This window comes from Streptomyces sp. NPDC087428 (genome assembly GCF_044744085.1).
In the GTDB taxonomy this organism is placed as follows: domain Bacteria; phylum Actinomycetota; class Actinomycetes; order Streptomycetales; family Streptomycetaceae; genus Streptomyces.
Map to the genome: position 1 here is coordinate 52,399 of NZ_JBIUXR010000010.1, position 14,164 is coordinate 66,562.

Annotated in this window: 12 protein-coding genes; 5 read left to right on the forward strand and 7 right to left on the reverse strand. The window is 69.8% G+C overall.

Translation table 11 applies throughout. The annotated features are described in order from the left end of the window. Positions 1–10: 10 nt before the first annotated feature. Positions 11–3,304 (forward strand): AfsR/SARP family transcriptional regulator, encoded by a 3,294-nt coding sequence (locus ACIO3R_RS21900; RefSeq protein WP_402107932.1) that lies wholly within the window; start codon positions 11–13, stop codon positions 3,302–3,304. A gap of 313 nt (positions 3,305–3,617) precedes the next feature. On the opposite strand, the gene ACIO3R_RS21905 is transcribed toward ACIO3R_RS21900, so the two are convergent. Beyond that, a complete protein-coding gene (locus tag ACIO3R_RS21905; RefSeq protein ID WP_402107934.1) occupies positions 3,618–4,253 on the reverse strand; it encodes a TetR/AcrR family transcriptional regulator in 636 nt (211 codons plus the stop codon). Between the two features lie 113 nt (positions 4,254–4,366). Here ACIO3R_RS21905 and ACIO3R_RS21910 point away from each other — a divergent pair, with 113 nt between their 5' ends. Next, on the forward strand, positions 4,367–5,305 hold the full coding sequence (locus ACIO3R_RS21910; RefSeq protein ID WP_402107936.1) for an alpha/beta fold hydrolase: 939 nt from the start codon (positions 4,367–4,369) through the stop codon (positions 5,303–5,305). On the opposite strand, the gene ACIO3R_RS21915 is transcribed toward ACIO3R_RS21910, so the two are convergent. From ACIO3R_RS21915 to ACIO3R_RS21925, 3 genes are all read right to left on the reverse strand, one after another. Next, positions 5,279–6,262: a hypothetical protein gene (locus ACIO3R_RS21915; protein WP_402107939.1), complete on the reverse strand. Its 984-nt coding sequence runs from the start codon at positions 6,260–6,262 to the stop codon at positions 5,279–5,281. The genes ACIO3R_RS21910 and ACIO3R_RS21915 overlap by 27 nt on opposite strands. A gap of 185 nt (positions 6,263–6,447) precedes the next feature. Beyond that, positions 6,448–8,217: an FG-GAP-like repeat-containing protein gene (locus tag ACIO3R_RS21920; protein WP_402108399.1), complete on the reverse strand. Its 1,770-nt coding sequence runs from the start codon at positions 8,215–8,217 to the stop codon at positions 6,448–6,450. 110 nt (positions 8,218–8,327) lie between these two features. After that, a complete protein-coding gene (locus ACIO3R_RS21925) occupies positions 8,328–8,516 on the reverse strand; it encodes a hypothetical protein (protein ID WP_385031956.1) in 189 nt (62 codons plus the stop codon). Between the two features lie 125 nt (positions 8,517–8,641). Between ACIO3R_RS21925 and ACIO3R_RS21930 the strand changes: the two genes are divergently transcribed. Beyond that, positions 8,642–9,019, forward strand: coding sequence for a DUF4259 domain-containing protein (locus tag ACIO3R_RS21930; protein ID WP_385032002.1), 378 nt, complete (start codon positions 8,642–8,644; stop codon positions 9,017–9,019). A 135-nt stretch (positions 9,020–9,154) separates the two neighbouring features. Further along, the gene (locus ACIO3R_RS21935; protein WP_402107942.1) at positions 9,155–10,390 is read left to right on the forward strand and encodes a DUF4365 domain-containing protein; all 1,236 of its coding nucleotides are present in this window, start codon (positions 9,155–9,157) and stop codon (positions 10,388–10,390) included. A 27-nt stretch (positions 10,391–10,417) separates the two neighbouring features. On the opposite strand, the gene ACIO3R_RS21940 is transcribed toward ACIO3R_RS21935, so the two are convergent. Together ACIO3R_RS21940 and ACIO3R_RS21945 are read right to left on the reverse strand one after the other, a co-directional pair. After that, positions 10,418–10,576, reverse strand: coding sequence for a hypothetical protein (locus ACIO3R_RS21940; RefSeq protein WP_402107944.1), 159 nt, complete (start codon positions 10,574–10,576; stop codon positions 10,418–10,420). Continuing rightward, positions 10,577–11,359 (reverse strand): polysaccharide deacetylase family protein, encoded by a 783-nt coding sequence (locus ACIO3R_RS21945; RefSeq protein ID WP_385031953.1) that lies wholly within the window; start codon positions 11,357–11,359, stop codon positions 10,577–10,579. Between the two features lie 229 nt (positions 11,360–11,588). Here ACIO3R_RS21945 and ACIO3R_RS21950 point away from each other — a divergent pair, with 229 nt between their 5' ends. Further along, the gene (locus ACIO3R_RS21950; protein ID WP_385031950.1) at positions 11,589–12,092 is read left to right on the forward strand and encodes a DinB family protein; all 504 of its coding nucleotides are present in this window, start codon (positions 11,589–11,591) and stop codon (positions 12,090–12,092) included. A gap of 97 nt (positions 12,093–12,189) precedes the next feature. Here ACIO3R_RS21950 and ACIO3R_RS21955 read toward each other — a convergent pair whose 3' ends face one another. Further along, on the reverse strand, positions 12,190–13,623 hold the full coding sequence (locus tag ACIO3R_RS21955; protein WP_385031947.1) for an MFS transporter: 1,434 nt from the start codon (positions 13,621–13,623) through the stop codon (positions 12,190–12,192). Positions 13,624–14,164: the final 541 nt, after the last annotated feature.

Below are 14,164 nucleotides of genomic sequence, written 5' to 3' on the forward strand. Positions count from 1 at the left end.
GGGGGCGCTGGTGGAATTCCAGATTCTAGGACCGGTGGGGCTGCGGCTGAACGGGCACTGGCTGACGCTCGGATCGGACAAAGAACGGGTGTTACTGGCCGCGCTCGCTCTTGATGTGGGCCGTCCTGTCGCGATCAGCCAGCTGATGGAACGGCTCTGGGACGGCGACCCGCCCGCACGCGCACGCGAGAACGCGCACACCTACGTCTCGCGTATCCGCCGACGGCTGCGGGCGGCCGGTACGGGACCGGGCGCACCGGCCATCGTCGGCAAGGCGCACACCTACACCCTGCGGACCCCGCGCGACTCCGTGGACCGGCAGCGCTTCCAGCACTTCGTCGACGCGGCGTTCACCAGTGACGACGACGCGCGGGCGGTGGAACTGCTGTCCCGTGCGGAGGAGTTGTGGCAGGGCGAGGCGCTGGCGGGTCTGCCCGGGTTCTGGGCGGCGACCGTACGGCAGACGCTCGCGGAGACCCGGCTGAGCGCCGGCACGTCACGCATCGCGGCCGGACTGAGGCTGGGCCGCTTCGCCGAACAGGTCGGCGAGCTGTCCGCGCTCGTCGAGCGGCATCCCGGGGACGAGACGCTGCTCGGGCAGCTGATGCTCGCGTACTACGGCAGCGGACGGTACGCGGACGCGCTCCGGATCCACCAGCGGGCCCGGCAGTCACTGATGTCGGAGTACGGGGCCCTGCCCGGCGTCGAGCTGAACCTGATCCACCAGGGTGTGCTGGCCCGTGTACCGGCACGTGAGCTGGCGCACGGGGGCGGTGCCAGGGAGGAGCGAACGGCCATTGCGCTGACGGCTGTTACCGGCGCGCCTCCGGAGACCGCGCCTCCGGAACCCACGCCTGAGGTGCCCGCGTCCGCCGTGCTCGCGCCCGATGTGCCGCCGCGCCGGAACCTGCCCCAGCAACCGTTGCTCGTGGGGCGCCGGTCGGAGTTACGGGCCCTGACCTCGATGATCGTCGACAAGGGCGCGCGGGGCGGATCGGTCGTCGCCGTGGAAGCGGTCACCGGCATGGCAGGCGTAGGGAAGACCGCGGTTGCGGTGACTGCCGCCCTTCTGCTCGCCGAGAGATACCCGGACGGCCAGCTGTACATCGATCTACGCGGGCATTCCCCCGCCCAGGAACCGCTGACCGCGAGGGCGGCGCTGGCTACTCTGCTGAGGCTGCTCGGTGCGCCGGCCTTCTCCATCCCGGCGGAGCTGGAAGGGCGTACGGCCCTGTGGCGGACCATGCTGGCCGAGCGCCGCGTGGTCATCATCCTGGACGACGCGACCGGGCCCGAACAGGTGGGGCCGCTGCTGCCGAGCGGTTCGCCGTCCCTGACGATCATCGCCAGCCGCAGGCACCTCACCGGTATCCCCCAGGCGCTGTCGGTCCCGCTCGACGTCCTGTCGAAGGAGGACGCCATCACGCTCTTCCGCGGCTTCGCGGGAGAGGAACGCACCCGCGACATCGCGGAGACCGCGCGGATCGTGGGCCTGTGCGGGTACCTCCCCCTCGCGATCGAACTGGTGGCGCACCGGTTCCGGGCCCGTACGTCCTGGACGCTGGCCGTCCTCGCCGAGCGGCTCGCCCGAAGTCCCGGGCGGCTGGCGGAAATTCGCACCGCGGATCAGGAACAGGAGATGACGCGGGCGTTCGCGCTCTCCTACCGGACGCTCACGGCCCAGCAACGGACCGCGTTCCGCTGTCTCGGGCTGTATCCCGGAACGGATTTCACCGCCGACGCGGCGGCCGCCCTGCTGGGTCTGCCGCAGGACACGACAGAGCGATTACTCGAGGGCCTGCTCGCGTGCCATCTACTCAGAGAGCCCGTACCGGACCGCTATCGCTATCACGACCTGCTGCATGAATATGCCTATGGCTTATCCAACGTGGAGGACAGTGAGCAGGAACGCCGTCAGGCCGTCGCCCGCCTGACGGACTTCTACGTCACGACGGCCGACCTCGCGGATCGCACGGCATATCCCCGGCGCATACGGCCTGCCGCACCGGCACCGCTCCCGCCGACGCCTCGGCCACCCCTGCCGGATGCCGCGGCCGCACGGTCCTGGCTGGCCGCGGAACGCGCCAACCTCCTCGCCGTCGAGGACCACGTCCGGCGCGACGGCGACCCCGGAACGGCCGCCCAACTCGCTTGCGCACTGGCCGGGTTCCTTCAGGCGGAGTGCTACTGGCAGGACGCGAGGAAGCTCCTGCGGCACGCCGTCGCCCACTGGGACCGAACGGACGACAACGAGCCGGCGCTCTGCCTCGCCCTCATCGACCTCTGCGCGGCGGACGCGAGCCTCGGGGACTACGCGGAGGCCGGGGAGGCGGGAGAGCGGGCGCTGGAGCTCGCGCGGGCCCTGGGCGACGGGCCTGCGGAGGCCGAGGCGCTGCGGGTTCTCGGCACGCTGAACTGGCATCTCGGCGAGAATCGCAAGGCGCTCGTCCTGCTGCAGAAATCCCTTGCCATCAAGTCACTCTCGGGTGACATCTGGGATAAAGCGCGCAGCAGAAACAATATAGCGGTGACCATGCTGTTTCTCGGGGAGCGGGATCGGGCGCTTTTGCATTTCCGCGCCGCCCTCTTCGGATTCCGGGAAGCGGCCGATATGACCGCAGCCGCCCAGACGCTCAACAACATAGGCGAATTGCAGATGCAGGCGGGTGAATTGATTTCAGCCCGTCGTTCTTTCGAGGAATCCCTGCCGTTTCTGGAAGCCGACGGAAACCGATACGACCGCGCGACCGTACGGAGAAATCTGGCCGAAGCCCTGACGGAATCGAGTGAGCCCGCGGCCGCTCTTGTCATGTTCAGGACGGCTCTCTCGGAGTTCCGGTCACTCGGCGACCGGAAGAGCCAGGCCGAGACCCTGATCGGGATCGGCGAGGTGTACTGGCGGCTGGGGAGCACCGAGGAATCCGGTCGGCATCTCCTCGAAGCACTGAAGATCGCGCAGGACATGGGAGCGGCCCACCAGGAGGTCCAGGCCCTGCGCCGCCTCGGGCGCGCGGACTTGGCCGGAGGCCGCCTGGCCGTCGCGACGGACCGACTGCGAGCGGCGGTGACCGTCGCCACCCGCACCCATGACATCGACGAGGAGACCGCCGCACGGACGCTGCTGGCGGAGGTGCGACTCGCGGCGGGAGATATCGATGAAGCGCGCATGTCATTACGACAGGCATTCGAATTGGTTCAACATCGAAACAATGTCGATGCGCGTAGAATCGGCCGCCGCCTGAATGATGTCGAACGAATATGTGACGAGAGCTCGCACGCCCGCTCCGTGACGCACGACAAGTAAGGGCAAAATACCGAACGCATATCCGCGTACACTTCACACGTGCGTATCTGAGGTAACCTTCCGGCCTAGATCATCCAGCGGAAGGAACATCGCACGTGCGCGCAATCCTGACGGTCGCTACCCTCACCTGCCTGGCCGTCGCGGCAATACAGACGATGCCCGCCCTCGCGGCGGCATGCGGCTGCATCATGATCTGAGGCAGCCCACCCCGTTCCGAACATGACGCAGCGGCTGGGCGTCACCGGCTCATGAAGGAGGGCTCAGGTCAACGACCTGGGCCTTTTCCCTTGCCCAGAGGTTTCTTGACAGAACGTCAGCCTCTGTCGCCGGGCTCCCCGACACCTCCGCCGGTCAGGAAGATCCGGTCCAGATGGTGATGGAGCACCGCGATGGCCGACTCCGGACCGCGCTGGCCCACGAGGATGCTGGTGCCCATGGTCGCCGTCATGGCGAGCAGGCTGATCGCCTCCGTGCGGGCGGCGACACCCGGATCGGCCAGGCCCGACGCCTGGGCCTGTTCGAGCAGCCCGGTCAGGGCGTTCTCCGCCGCGTCGGGCTCGTCGATGAAGGGCTGGGCGGCCAGCGCCTCGTCGGTCACGGACAGGATCGAGTAGGAGGTGTAGACGAGGTGGAAGGTGCGGCCCTCCTCGTCGGTCGGCAGGGAGGCCAGCAGCAGCGCCTCGATCGTCGCGCGCGGACCCGGATCCGTACCGGCGGCGCGGAGACGGGCGGCCACCCGGGCGGTGAAGCGGTCGGTCAGGTGCTGGAGCCCGTAGAAGAGCAGCTTCTCCTTGGTCTCGAAGTAGTACTGCACGAGCCGGAGCGACACACCGGCCTCGGCAGCCACGTCCCGCATCCCGACGGCGTGCAGTCCCCGCCGTCCGGCCACGCGAATGAGCGCCTCGGCGATCTGGTCGCGCCGTTCCTCGTGGTCCACGCGCTTCGGCATGTTCTCGTGTCTCCGCGTTCGGTGAGGGGTCGGTGGCCTCTTTTCATGGTACCGCCGTATCATCATCATGGTACGGTCGTATCACGAAGAACGATTTTCCAGGAGGTGCCACCGTGCCCGACAACACGACCCGCGTACGCCGCGACGTCGGCCACTACGTCAACGACACCTTGCGCGACCGGTACTTCGCCGCGTGCGACGCGCTCTACGCGATGGGCGCGCCCGTCCGCTCCGAGACGGACGTGGAGACGAGCTTCGGCACCACGCACGTCTACCGGTACGGGCCCGCGGACCCCGCCGCCGAGTCCCGTACGCCGGTGGTACTGATCCACGGCGCCGGCGGCTGTTCGGCCCAGTGGTACCCCAACACCCCCGCGCTCAGCGCCGAACGCCCCGTCTACGCGCTCGACACCCCCGGTGACCCCGGCCGCAGTGTCCACCGCGAACCCCTGTGGCAGCCCGAGCGCGCGGCCCAGTGGATGGACGAGGCGCTCGACGCGCTCGGCCTGGACCGGGTCCATCTCGTCGGCTCCTCCTACGGAGGCTGGCTGGTCATCAACCAGGCACACCTCCGCCCCGGCCGGATCGCCTCCGTCACCGCCCTCGACCCCGGCGGCCTGGAGAAGGTGGGCCTGCGCTTCTTCGTGTGGATCTTCGCCGGCCTCTTCGCGACCTTCGCCCCCAAGGCGCTGCGCCCGCGTCTCGCCTCCTGGCTGGAACAGCCGGTACTCGTCGTTCCCGAACTGCGTGCGATGGTCCGGGCAAGCGTCCGTGCCTTCCGGATACGCCGCCCCGCCCCGCTGCCGCTGTCGGACGAGGAACTGGGCTCGATCCGGACGCCGTTCTACCTCGTCATGGGCAAGCGCAGCCTGCTGGTGCACCCGAAGCGGCAGTTGGAGCGCGTACCCCGTGTCCTCCCCGGCGCCCGCGCCGAAATCGTCGCGGCGACGGGCCACGTACCGCAGCTCGAGGACCCCCAGCTGGTCAATGGCCGGATGCTCGGCTTCATGGAGGACGTCGACTCCCTAAGGAGTGGTGCCGGGCGACCATAGCCGGTCGTGGAGGACCGCGAAGGCCGTGCAGCTGAGGGGGCAGAGCACCGCCGCGGTGACCAGGATGCCGACGAGCACGGGGGTGAGGATGCCGGCGTAGTACGCGGCGAAGAAGTTCCCCGTGGCCTGTTCGAGGAGGTCGCGTACGAGCGGGCGCAGCGGCAGGGCGAGTTGCACCACCAGCCGGAGCGTTCCCGCGGCGAGCGCGGTCAGCGGCAGGGCGAGGGCGTGGACGCGGGCCGCTCCGGCACGCGTCCACGTCAGCGACCAGGATCGGCGCAGGGCCGCGCGGGCACCGAGGCCGTCGGCCGCGGCGGCCGGGGCGAGGGTGAGCGCCAGGCGCAGCAGCACGGCGGCGAACCCGGCGGCCACGGGCGAGGCCTTGACGAGTGTGTAGGCCCACGAGCCGCGTTCCAGGGGCAACGGGGTGTCGAGCTGGTAGCCGGTGAGACGGTGCGCCACGACTCCGGCGATCAGCGGCAGGGTCCATACGATCAGGCCGCGCAGCGCGTACACGGCGAGCACCGGTCGCAGCCGCGCGGAGACCGCCGCACGTGCCCGGTCCCCTTCCAGCGGTTCTCCGGCCCCTGCCGCGACCGCCCGGGAGCACACGGCCTGCAGAGCGGCGCCGGCGGTGCCGAGGAGGAGCAGGAAGAGCGGGAGCGTCCAGAGGGTGACCCGTACCAGGTAGGTGGGGTCGTGCAGGTAGGGGTCCTCAAGGTAGTGGTACCAGATGCGTTGGTTCCGCATACGCGTGAAGACGGGCCAGGCGAGCGCGAATATGGCGGTCGTCATCAGGAGTGCGGCCAGTCCGGACAGGCCGACGACCCGGATCGTCGCACCGCCCAGCGTGCGTCGGTGCCGCCGCAGGACGGCGAACGTCGTCGCGGTGACGCCGCGTTGCGGGCTGCCGTTCGTCGGTGGCAACGTGCGGTCGTGCTGCGTGGTGCGCGTCATGGGGCGAGCCTTCTGTACGTTCCGGGATCCGTTCCTGCGTCCCTGGCAAGGACGCGGAAGGGGCGGGGTGCCGTTCTCCGGTCCGGAGGGCAATACCGCGTTTCGGGCCGCCGACCCCCGGCCCACGCGGAAGCGCCCTCTCCCCGCAGATCGGGGGAGAGGGCGCTTCGGGCCGAACGGAGGTCTCAGAAGATGCCGTTGTAGATGTCCCAGCCGTAGCCGATCTTCACCCGCTTGTCGACCTTCCCGGTGCCGGTGGACGTGTAGCGGTACACGTCGCCCTTGCCGTCGACGCCGACCAGATCGGCCTTGCCGTCACCGTTGAAGTCACCCGGCGCGGCGAACAACTTGTAGATGTTGTACCCGGTACCGATCTTCACCCGTGCCTTGAAGGGCGCGGACGCCTTGCCCGTGCCCCGGTACAGGTACAGGTCGCCCTTGGTGTCGCGGGCCACCACGTCGGAGAGCCCGTCGCCGCTGAGGTCACCGGCGCCGACGATCACGTTGTACGTGTCCCAGCCGTAGCCGACCTTGAGCCTGGTCGCGAACTTGGAGCCGAGACCGTTGCCCTGGTACAGGTACACGTCGCCCTTGCGGTCGCGCGCCAGCAGGTCGCCCTTGCCGTCACCGCTCAGGTCGCCCGGACCGGTGAGGCTGTCGTAGACGTCCCAGCCGAGGCCGATGAAGTGGGGCCCGGTGAACAGCTGGCCCTGGTACAGCAAGGTTTGATCGGGGAGGCCGTCGTTGTCGAGCGACGAGGCGAGCCCCCGCGACCCCGTGTTCCCGCCGCCGCTGGGCTCGCCGCTCTCGTTGCCGGTGGCTCGGGGGAAGAACTGTCCGTTGTTCCTGGACTCGTACCCCCAGAGGTAGCCCGCGTTGGTCCGGGCCTCGATCTCGTGCTTGCCGAAGTCCGGGTTGCCGCCCGCGCCGACGAGCAGTGACGCCTTGCTCCATCCGGTGCCGGCGGAGACGGGCGTCGTGAGGCTGCCGTATCCGGTGGACCGGTAGATGGAGATGTCGCCGTTCTGCTTGCGGGCGATGACGTCACCGAGCCCGTCGCCGTCGACATCGTCGACGCCGACGAGCTGGTTGAAGACGTCGAAGCGGTAACCGGTCTTCCAGCGGGCCTTGAAGGGCTTCGTGATGTCGCCCGTACCGGCGTAGAAGTACAGGTCACCGGCCGGGGTCCGGGCGAAGATGTCACCGATGCCGTCGCTGTTCGAATCGTTGACAGCCACGATCTGGTCGTAGGCGTCCCAGCCGTAGCCCACCTTGACGCCGGCCTTGAAGGGCGCGCTGTCGACTTCTCCGGTGGACTCGTACGCGTAGATGTCGCCCGAGGGCGTACGCGCCAGCAGGTCGCCGCGGCCGTCACCGCTCAGGTCACCGGCGGCCACGACCTTGTTGTACTTCTGCCAACCGTTGCCGGACCAGGTGGATTTGCTGGTGTCGTATGCGTCCAGGCTCCGGTACAGCGACAGCTTGCCCACCGCGGACAGGGTGAGGACCTCGGGCTTGCCGTTGCCGTCGAGGTCGCCCGGCGTGATGATGTCCTTGGCCAGCTCGTCGTAGTCGTCGCGGTGGATCGTGTACCGGAAGGCGCCGTTCCAGTAGTTCCGGATGACGTGCATTTCGCCGTCCGCGCTGCGGTACATGAGGTCGTTGTGCCCGTCGCCGTCGACATCGAAGCGCGGCTTCGCGGGGAAGGCCGCAGCCTCGGCGCCGGGGGCAGCGGCCGCACCGGGCTTCTTCGCGGTCCGCTTCGGCAGGACGAGGGTCGGCTGCGAACCCTGGTCAGGGGTGAGACGCGGTGCGGTGCCACGCGTTGCGGGCGCCAAGTCGTCGGCCGAGGCCGGAGCCGCCAGCAGCATGCCGGCGGAGAGAACGAGCGCGGTGCAGGCCGCGATCCGCCGCGCGCGCTTCGAGCGCGCGGGAACAGAACGGCCGGGTTCCACAGAAGACAAAGCCCCCCCAGGGGTACGTGGTGGAACCGGGAGAAACGCGGTCACGGACGCATGACTTGCACGTCATGCGTGGTGAAGAGTTCCCGGGATGTTCACAGACCCTACAACTGTGACTCCCGGGATCGGAGTGGTTTGTGACGAATCGGGTTGCGCCCCGGCCGGGCCACCGGACGCACCACGACCGGAGGCATCACCTCCGCCACCGGCAGCAGCTTCTGTACGCCCTTGCCGACCTGCCCGAAGGCTGGTGGAACACGCAGGGAGATCTCGGCGAGGGTCTCGTCGCTCACGGACTTCCAACCACGCACCCGGACTTGCGCACGTACGACGGGCTTCCCGCGGCCGGCCCCGGCTGTCAGTGCCCTCTGCTGTGATGGCGGACGGAAACGACGACGCACGACGCGGAGGCGGAACAGTGGGCACGTGGGGCGCGGGCAACTTCGACAGCGACACGGCGGCCGATCATCTCGCGGAGCTGGCCGGGCGGCTGGTGACCGAGGTGACGGAGGCGATGGCCGGCGATCCGGTCGAGCTCGAACCGGACGAGTACTGGGGCGTGACCGTCCCCTGCAACCTGGAGCTGCTCCTCCTCCTGGACCGGCAGGGATGGGTGGGCCCGACCCTCCCGTCGCCCGAGGTGATCCGGACTTGGCAGAAGACGTTCCTGGCGGTGTGGGAGCGGACGATCGACGGCCTGGAGCCGAAGCCCGCGTACAAGGACGAACGCAGGGCGGTACTCAACGAGACGTTCGAGCGCCTGGCCGAGGCATCGGCGGCGGCAGCGGCGGGGTAGGGGCGTCCGGCCCCGGCGGAGGCGTCCGTCCGCACCGGACGCCTCCCCTTCCGGGAGCCGGTGTCAGAGGCATCGGGCAGGATGCCCGAAACGACACCGCCCCGCATCCGGCCGGGGCCTTCCGGAGAAGATGGCATGCCTCAGATTCCCAAGGGACGGCGTGTGGGACAGGCCGCCGTGAACTCGCTGCGCGCCCTGCTCGAAGAGCACGATCACATCGTTCAGGAGATTTCCGGACAGAACGACTTCGGCGAGGACTTCTACGTCACCTTCACCGACAACGGCCGTGTGACGGGCGACCAGATCAAGGTGCAGGTCAAGGGCGGGGAGAGTTGGCGCCGGGCCAACGGGTACGCGGTGCCCGTCGACCACCACGGTGACACCTGGGCGAACGGGAACATCCCCGTCTACTGCGTGGTGTACGACCCGGACAGCAGGACACTGCACTGGGCGAACGCGACCCAACAGCTCCGCCGCGCCGGTCCGCTGAACCCGCCGCACCATATCGGCGTCAGCCCCAACGCCGTGCTGAACGACGTGACCATGACGTCGTTCGTCACCCAGGCCCGCCGCTACGTCGGACGCTACCGAGGCCGACAGGCCGTCCTCACGCACCTGGGCGAGATGTCCGGAGTCGACTTCGATCCAGCGGACTACGTCCTGCACTTCGTCAACGGCTACGACGAAGACCTGATCTTCTGGAAGCGCCCCGGGGACGCCCTGGCGACACTGCTGCTCAGCGCCCACGACTGGGAACCCGTCCTCGTCAGTGTGGAATCCCTGCTGCGCACCGAGCCGCCGGAGCCCGAAGGCGGGGGAGACGACGCCCGCGCGGACCGGTGGGACGATCTCGACCTCCCGAGCGCCGACGACCTGGAGCTGAGCCGGTCCGAGACCATGTGGGTGGTCTCCTGCTTCATCGCCGCCCAGCAGGCGGACGAGGAGTCGGAGGACCTCCTCGGAGCCGGCTGCGAGGGATGTCCGAGCTGCACGGGCGAGGAGCCCAAGGAGCACGGGAACATCGCCGCCGATGTCCTCCACGACTACGTGATGGCCCGCATCCTCGACCGGATCGAGGGCGAACCCGGTCTGCTGGACCGTTCCATCCTGGCCATGCGTGAGGACGCCGAACTCGAACCCGAGATCGTCGCCGAGCTCGGCCCGCTCGAAGCCGACCCACGCGTCGTCCAACAGGTGTCCAGGTTGAGCCGGGCCAGGGTGGCGACGGTGCACGACATCGAGCCGGAGGCATTCCGGCTCGCCGTCCACTACCTCATCCGGCACATCTACGTCTCCGGCCCCTCGCTCCCCCTCGACGAGCAGGTCCGCATCGTCTGGCGCATCCCCGAACCGGGAACTCCGGCCCCCTGAGACGGACCGGCCCCGGAGGGCGGCTCCTCAGTCGCGCTTCGAGGCGCGGACGATCCGGGCGACGATCTCCTCCGCGACGGCGTCCACGACGAGGTCCCCGTTGCCGTCCGGGCCGGCCGTGAAGACGGTCACTCCCTCGTCGGTGACCTCCACCGGCCGCGTTCGGTGGTGCGGGGAGAGCCTCACTCACCGCACGGGGAAGCCGAAGGAGTACCCCTGCTCCCGCAGCCACGGCAGTACCTGGCGCAGAGCGGCCAGGGTCTGGGAGCGGTCCCCGCCCGCGTCGTGGAAGAGGACGGTCGGCCCGTTGGAGATCTCGCTCTTGACGGTGGCGACCATGGTGTCCACCCCGGGATGCTCGAAGTCCTTGGTGTCGACGTTCCAGCCCAGCGGCCGCATCCCCCGGGACGCGGCGAGATGCCGGCTGTACGGGGTGAAGGCGCCGCCCGGGGCCCGGTAGTACTGCGGCCGGACGCCACCGGACGCCTTGGTGATCATGCGCTCGGCGTCCAGGATCTCCTGGGACTGGTAGGCCTCGGACTTGGTGTCCATGGCGGTGTCGTGCGAGACCGTGTGGTTGCACAGCCGGTGCCCGCCCGCCACGACCGCCTTGACCAGGTCGGGGTACGCCTCGGCCTGCGTGCCCACCATGCAGAACGTGGCCTTCACACCGCTGTCCTTGAGCAGTTGCAGCACCTGCGGCGTCCAGGTCGGGTCCGGTCCGTCGTCGATGGTGATGTTGACGCCCTTGGCGCCGCGGTCCGAGGCGTGCGCGATGTCCTCCGCCACCTTGGCCGCCTTCCCGCCCTGGGCCCGGCCGTCCGGCGAGGAGGCGTGCGCCTGCGGCTGACGCCCTCCGGCGGTCTCGGCCTGCGCGGTCCACACCGAGGTCGCGGCGGCCAGCGCCGTCACTCCGAGTGCCGCCGCCAGAAGCCGGCTGTGCCATCCCCTTCCCTTGTGCTTCGCCATGTCCGCCCGCCCCTTTGTCGTCTCCGCCGATGCCGTGCACCCATCAAGACACACGAACGCCCCCACAAGATCCCTCGGTTACCGATCGCGGACAAATCTGCAGGGGGCCGGCGACATTCGGAGAGGTTCCGCGACAGGCCCGGGCGGTCCGAACGGCCGGCGGAGAGGAGGGAGTGGTGCCGTCGAGGGCGCGGACCGGGCCGGATCGCGGTCCGGTAGCGTCCGCGCCATGACAGCCGATCAGTTCTCGATGTCCACCGAGCGGGAAGCCCTCTGCGGATTCCTCGACAAGCAGCGCGCCGGTCTGCTGCGGAAGACCGTGGGCGTGTCCGACGTGGATGCCCGCAGGACACCGACGGCGAGTTCGCTCTCCCTGCTGGGACTGCTCAAGCACTCCGCCCTCTGGGAACGCCGGTGGTTCCAGGTCATCGTCGCGGGGCGGGTACTCCCCGGCGAGTGGCCCGAGCCGGAGGAGCGGGACTGGGACGCCGAGGACTTCCGGGTCGGTGAGCAGGACACCGTGAAGCACTGGACGGCCTACTTCGAGGAGCAGGCGGCCACCTCGCGGGAGATCACCGCGGGGCTGGAGCTGGACGCCCCGTGCGGCCGGGCCGACCTCATGGACCGGAACCTGCGGTGGGTCCTGCTCCACATGATCGAGGAGACCGCCCGGCACGCCGGACACGCCGACATCATCCGCGAGAGCATCGACGGCCGTACCGGCATCCACTAGGCCGTGTCTCGAGTTCCCCGACTCGTGTGGCCCGGACGCGGACGGCCCGGTGGGGCCGAGCGCCGCGTCCGGGAGACCCCGTGCCGCGTGGCGGTCCTCAGTCCTCGGGCTGCGCCGTCATGACGGCCTGCGTCTCGGCTGTCTGCGTCGCGGATGCCGGTGTCCCGGGCGTCTGCTCCGCGCCCGGTGCTCGCCGCACCACGGCGATGGACACCGCCCCCAGCGCACAGGCGATGCCCGCCACGAGGTAGGCGAGGTGGTAGCCGGTGAGCCGGTCGTCGCTGGTCGCCGCGACCAGGACCATGACCGCCACGCCGACACTGGCGCCGATCTGCTGCGCCACGACGTTCACCGCACCGGCGACCGCGTGCCGCTCCGGCGCGACACCGGTGAGCCCGGCGGACGTCATCGAGGGGAAGTTCAGCCCCTGGCCGATACCGCTGATGACGAGGCCGGGCAGCACGTGCAGCGCATAGCTGCCGTGGTGCGGCGTGGTCATCCACAGCGCCGTTCCCCCGCCGATCAGGACGAGTCCGACGGCCATCAGCGTGCGCGGGGTGTGTCTGGCCAGCAGGCGGCCGGTGGCGTAGTTCGCGGTGAGGAACACGGCCAACGACATCGGGACCAGCGCAAGGCCGGACTCCAGCGGCGAGTAGTCCAGCATTCCCTGCAGATACAGCGGCGCGAAGAACAGCATCCCGACCGAGCCCATGTACTGGAGGAACGCCGCCAGGCTCGCGGCCCGCACCGAGGAGACCCGGAAGAGGCCGAGCGGGAGCAACGGGTCAGCGGTGCGGTGTTCGCGCACCACGAAGAGCGCCAGGAAGGCCACCGCGGCACAGAGCGCGCTCCACGCCAGTGCGCCGTCACTGCTCGCGCCGACCACCAGCAGGGTCAGCCCCAGCGTGCCCGATATCGCACCGGGCAGATCCAGCCGGCCACCCCGCCCGGCACCGCCGGGCAGACCGGCCCGCGTCACCGCCAGCACGCCCAGCCCCAGCACCACCGAGAACCACAGCACAGAACGCCAGCCGAAGAACTGGGTCAGCACTCCGCCCAGCAGCACCCCGCCGCTGAAGCTCGCCGCGCCGACCGCGGCGTACACACTGAAGGCCCGGTTACGCGCCGGACCGGCCGGAAACACCTCGGTCAGCAGGGCCAGCGCCGCCGGACCCGACAGGGCCGCGCCGATGCCCTGGGCCGCCCGCGCCCCGAGCAGCACGCCCGTGCTCGGCGCGACGGCCCCGACCAGCGCCGCCACCGTGAACAGGGCGATCCCGCACTCGAACACCCGCCGCCGGCCCAGCACATCGGCCAGCCGGCCGCCCACCAGCAGGAACCCGGCGAACGTCACCGCGTAGGCGATCATGACCCACTGGAGCGTGCTGTCCGCCAGGCCGAACCGGTCGCCGACGGACGGCAGGGCCGCGTTGAGCACCCCGAGACCGCTCACGTCCAGGGCGAGCGCCCCGGCCAGCACCGCGAGGGCCAGGCCGGGACGGGCCCGCGGTATCGCCCCCGTACCGGTCATGCGGCACTCCCCGCGCACGCGCCCACGGCTGCGCCGGGTACGGGAGCGGTGGCTGCCGGACCGGCCGGCAGGGGACGGATTCCCGCACCGCTGTCCGGTCGCCGGGAGGGCGCGGCCCCGGTCGGTAAGCCGGCCGCGTGGGCGTCGGCCAACACCCGTTCGTGGTTGCTGTATTTCATGCCGAGCAGCTTGCAATGCCGCCCGCCCGCTGTCCAGGCCACCCCGGTTCCTCGGCCATGACGACCGGACCGCCGCACTTCCGGAGAAGCGCAAGACGGCGAACCGGACACCCGGGGGCCAGTTCTCGCCAGCGCACCTCCTGACCCGCGAAGAACACTTGTCTCCCCATTCGCCGAGTGGCACTCTGATGTGCGTCGGTCGGGCGAGTGCCTTTTATTCCGGTCCACGTCGGTCCGCACAGCTTCTGACCAGGAAAATGGAATCCCCGCACTCATCGGCAGTGGCAATGCGGAGGACGAGTTCCGTCCACATGTCACAGAGGACAATGCGGTCGCTGATCAGCTCGGCCAGGAAACGGATG

Coding starts and splice junctions, on each gene's coding strand:
- ACIO3R_RS21915 (WP_402107939.1), bottom strand. CDS start 6,262: ATGACGCGCACCACGCAGCACGACCGCACGTTGCCACCGACGAACGGC.
- ACIO3R_RS21945 (WP_385031953.1), bottom strand. CDS start 11,359: ATGGCGAAGCACAAGGGAAGGGGATGGCACAGCCGGCTTCTGGCGGCG.
- ACIO3R_RS21905 (WP_402107934.1), bottom strand. CDS start 4,253: ATGCCGAAGCGCGTGGACCACGAGGAACGGCGCGACCAGATCGCCGAG.
- ACIO3R_RS21950 (WP_385031950.1), top strand. CDS start 11,589: ATGACAGCCGATCAGTTCTCGATGTCCACCGAGCGGGAAGCCCTCTGC.
- ACIO3R_RS21935 (WP_402107942.1), top strand. CDS start 9,155: ATGCCTCAGATTCCCAAGGGACGGCGTGTGGGACAGGCCGCCGTGAAC.
- ACIO3R_RS21955 (WP_385031947.1), bottom strand. CDS start 13,623: ATGACCGGTACGGGGGCGATACCGCGGGCCCGTCCCGGCCTGGCCCTC.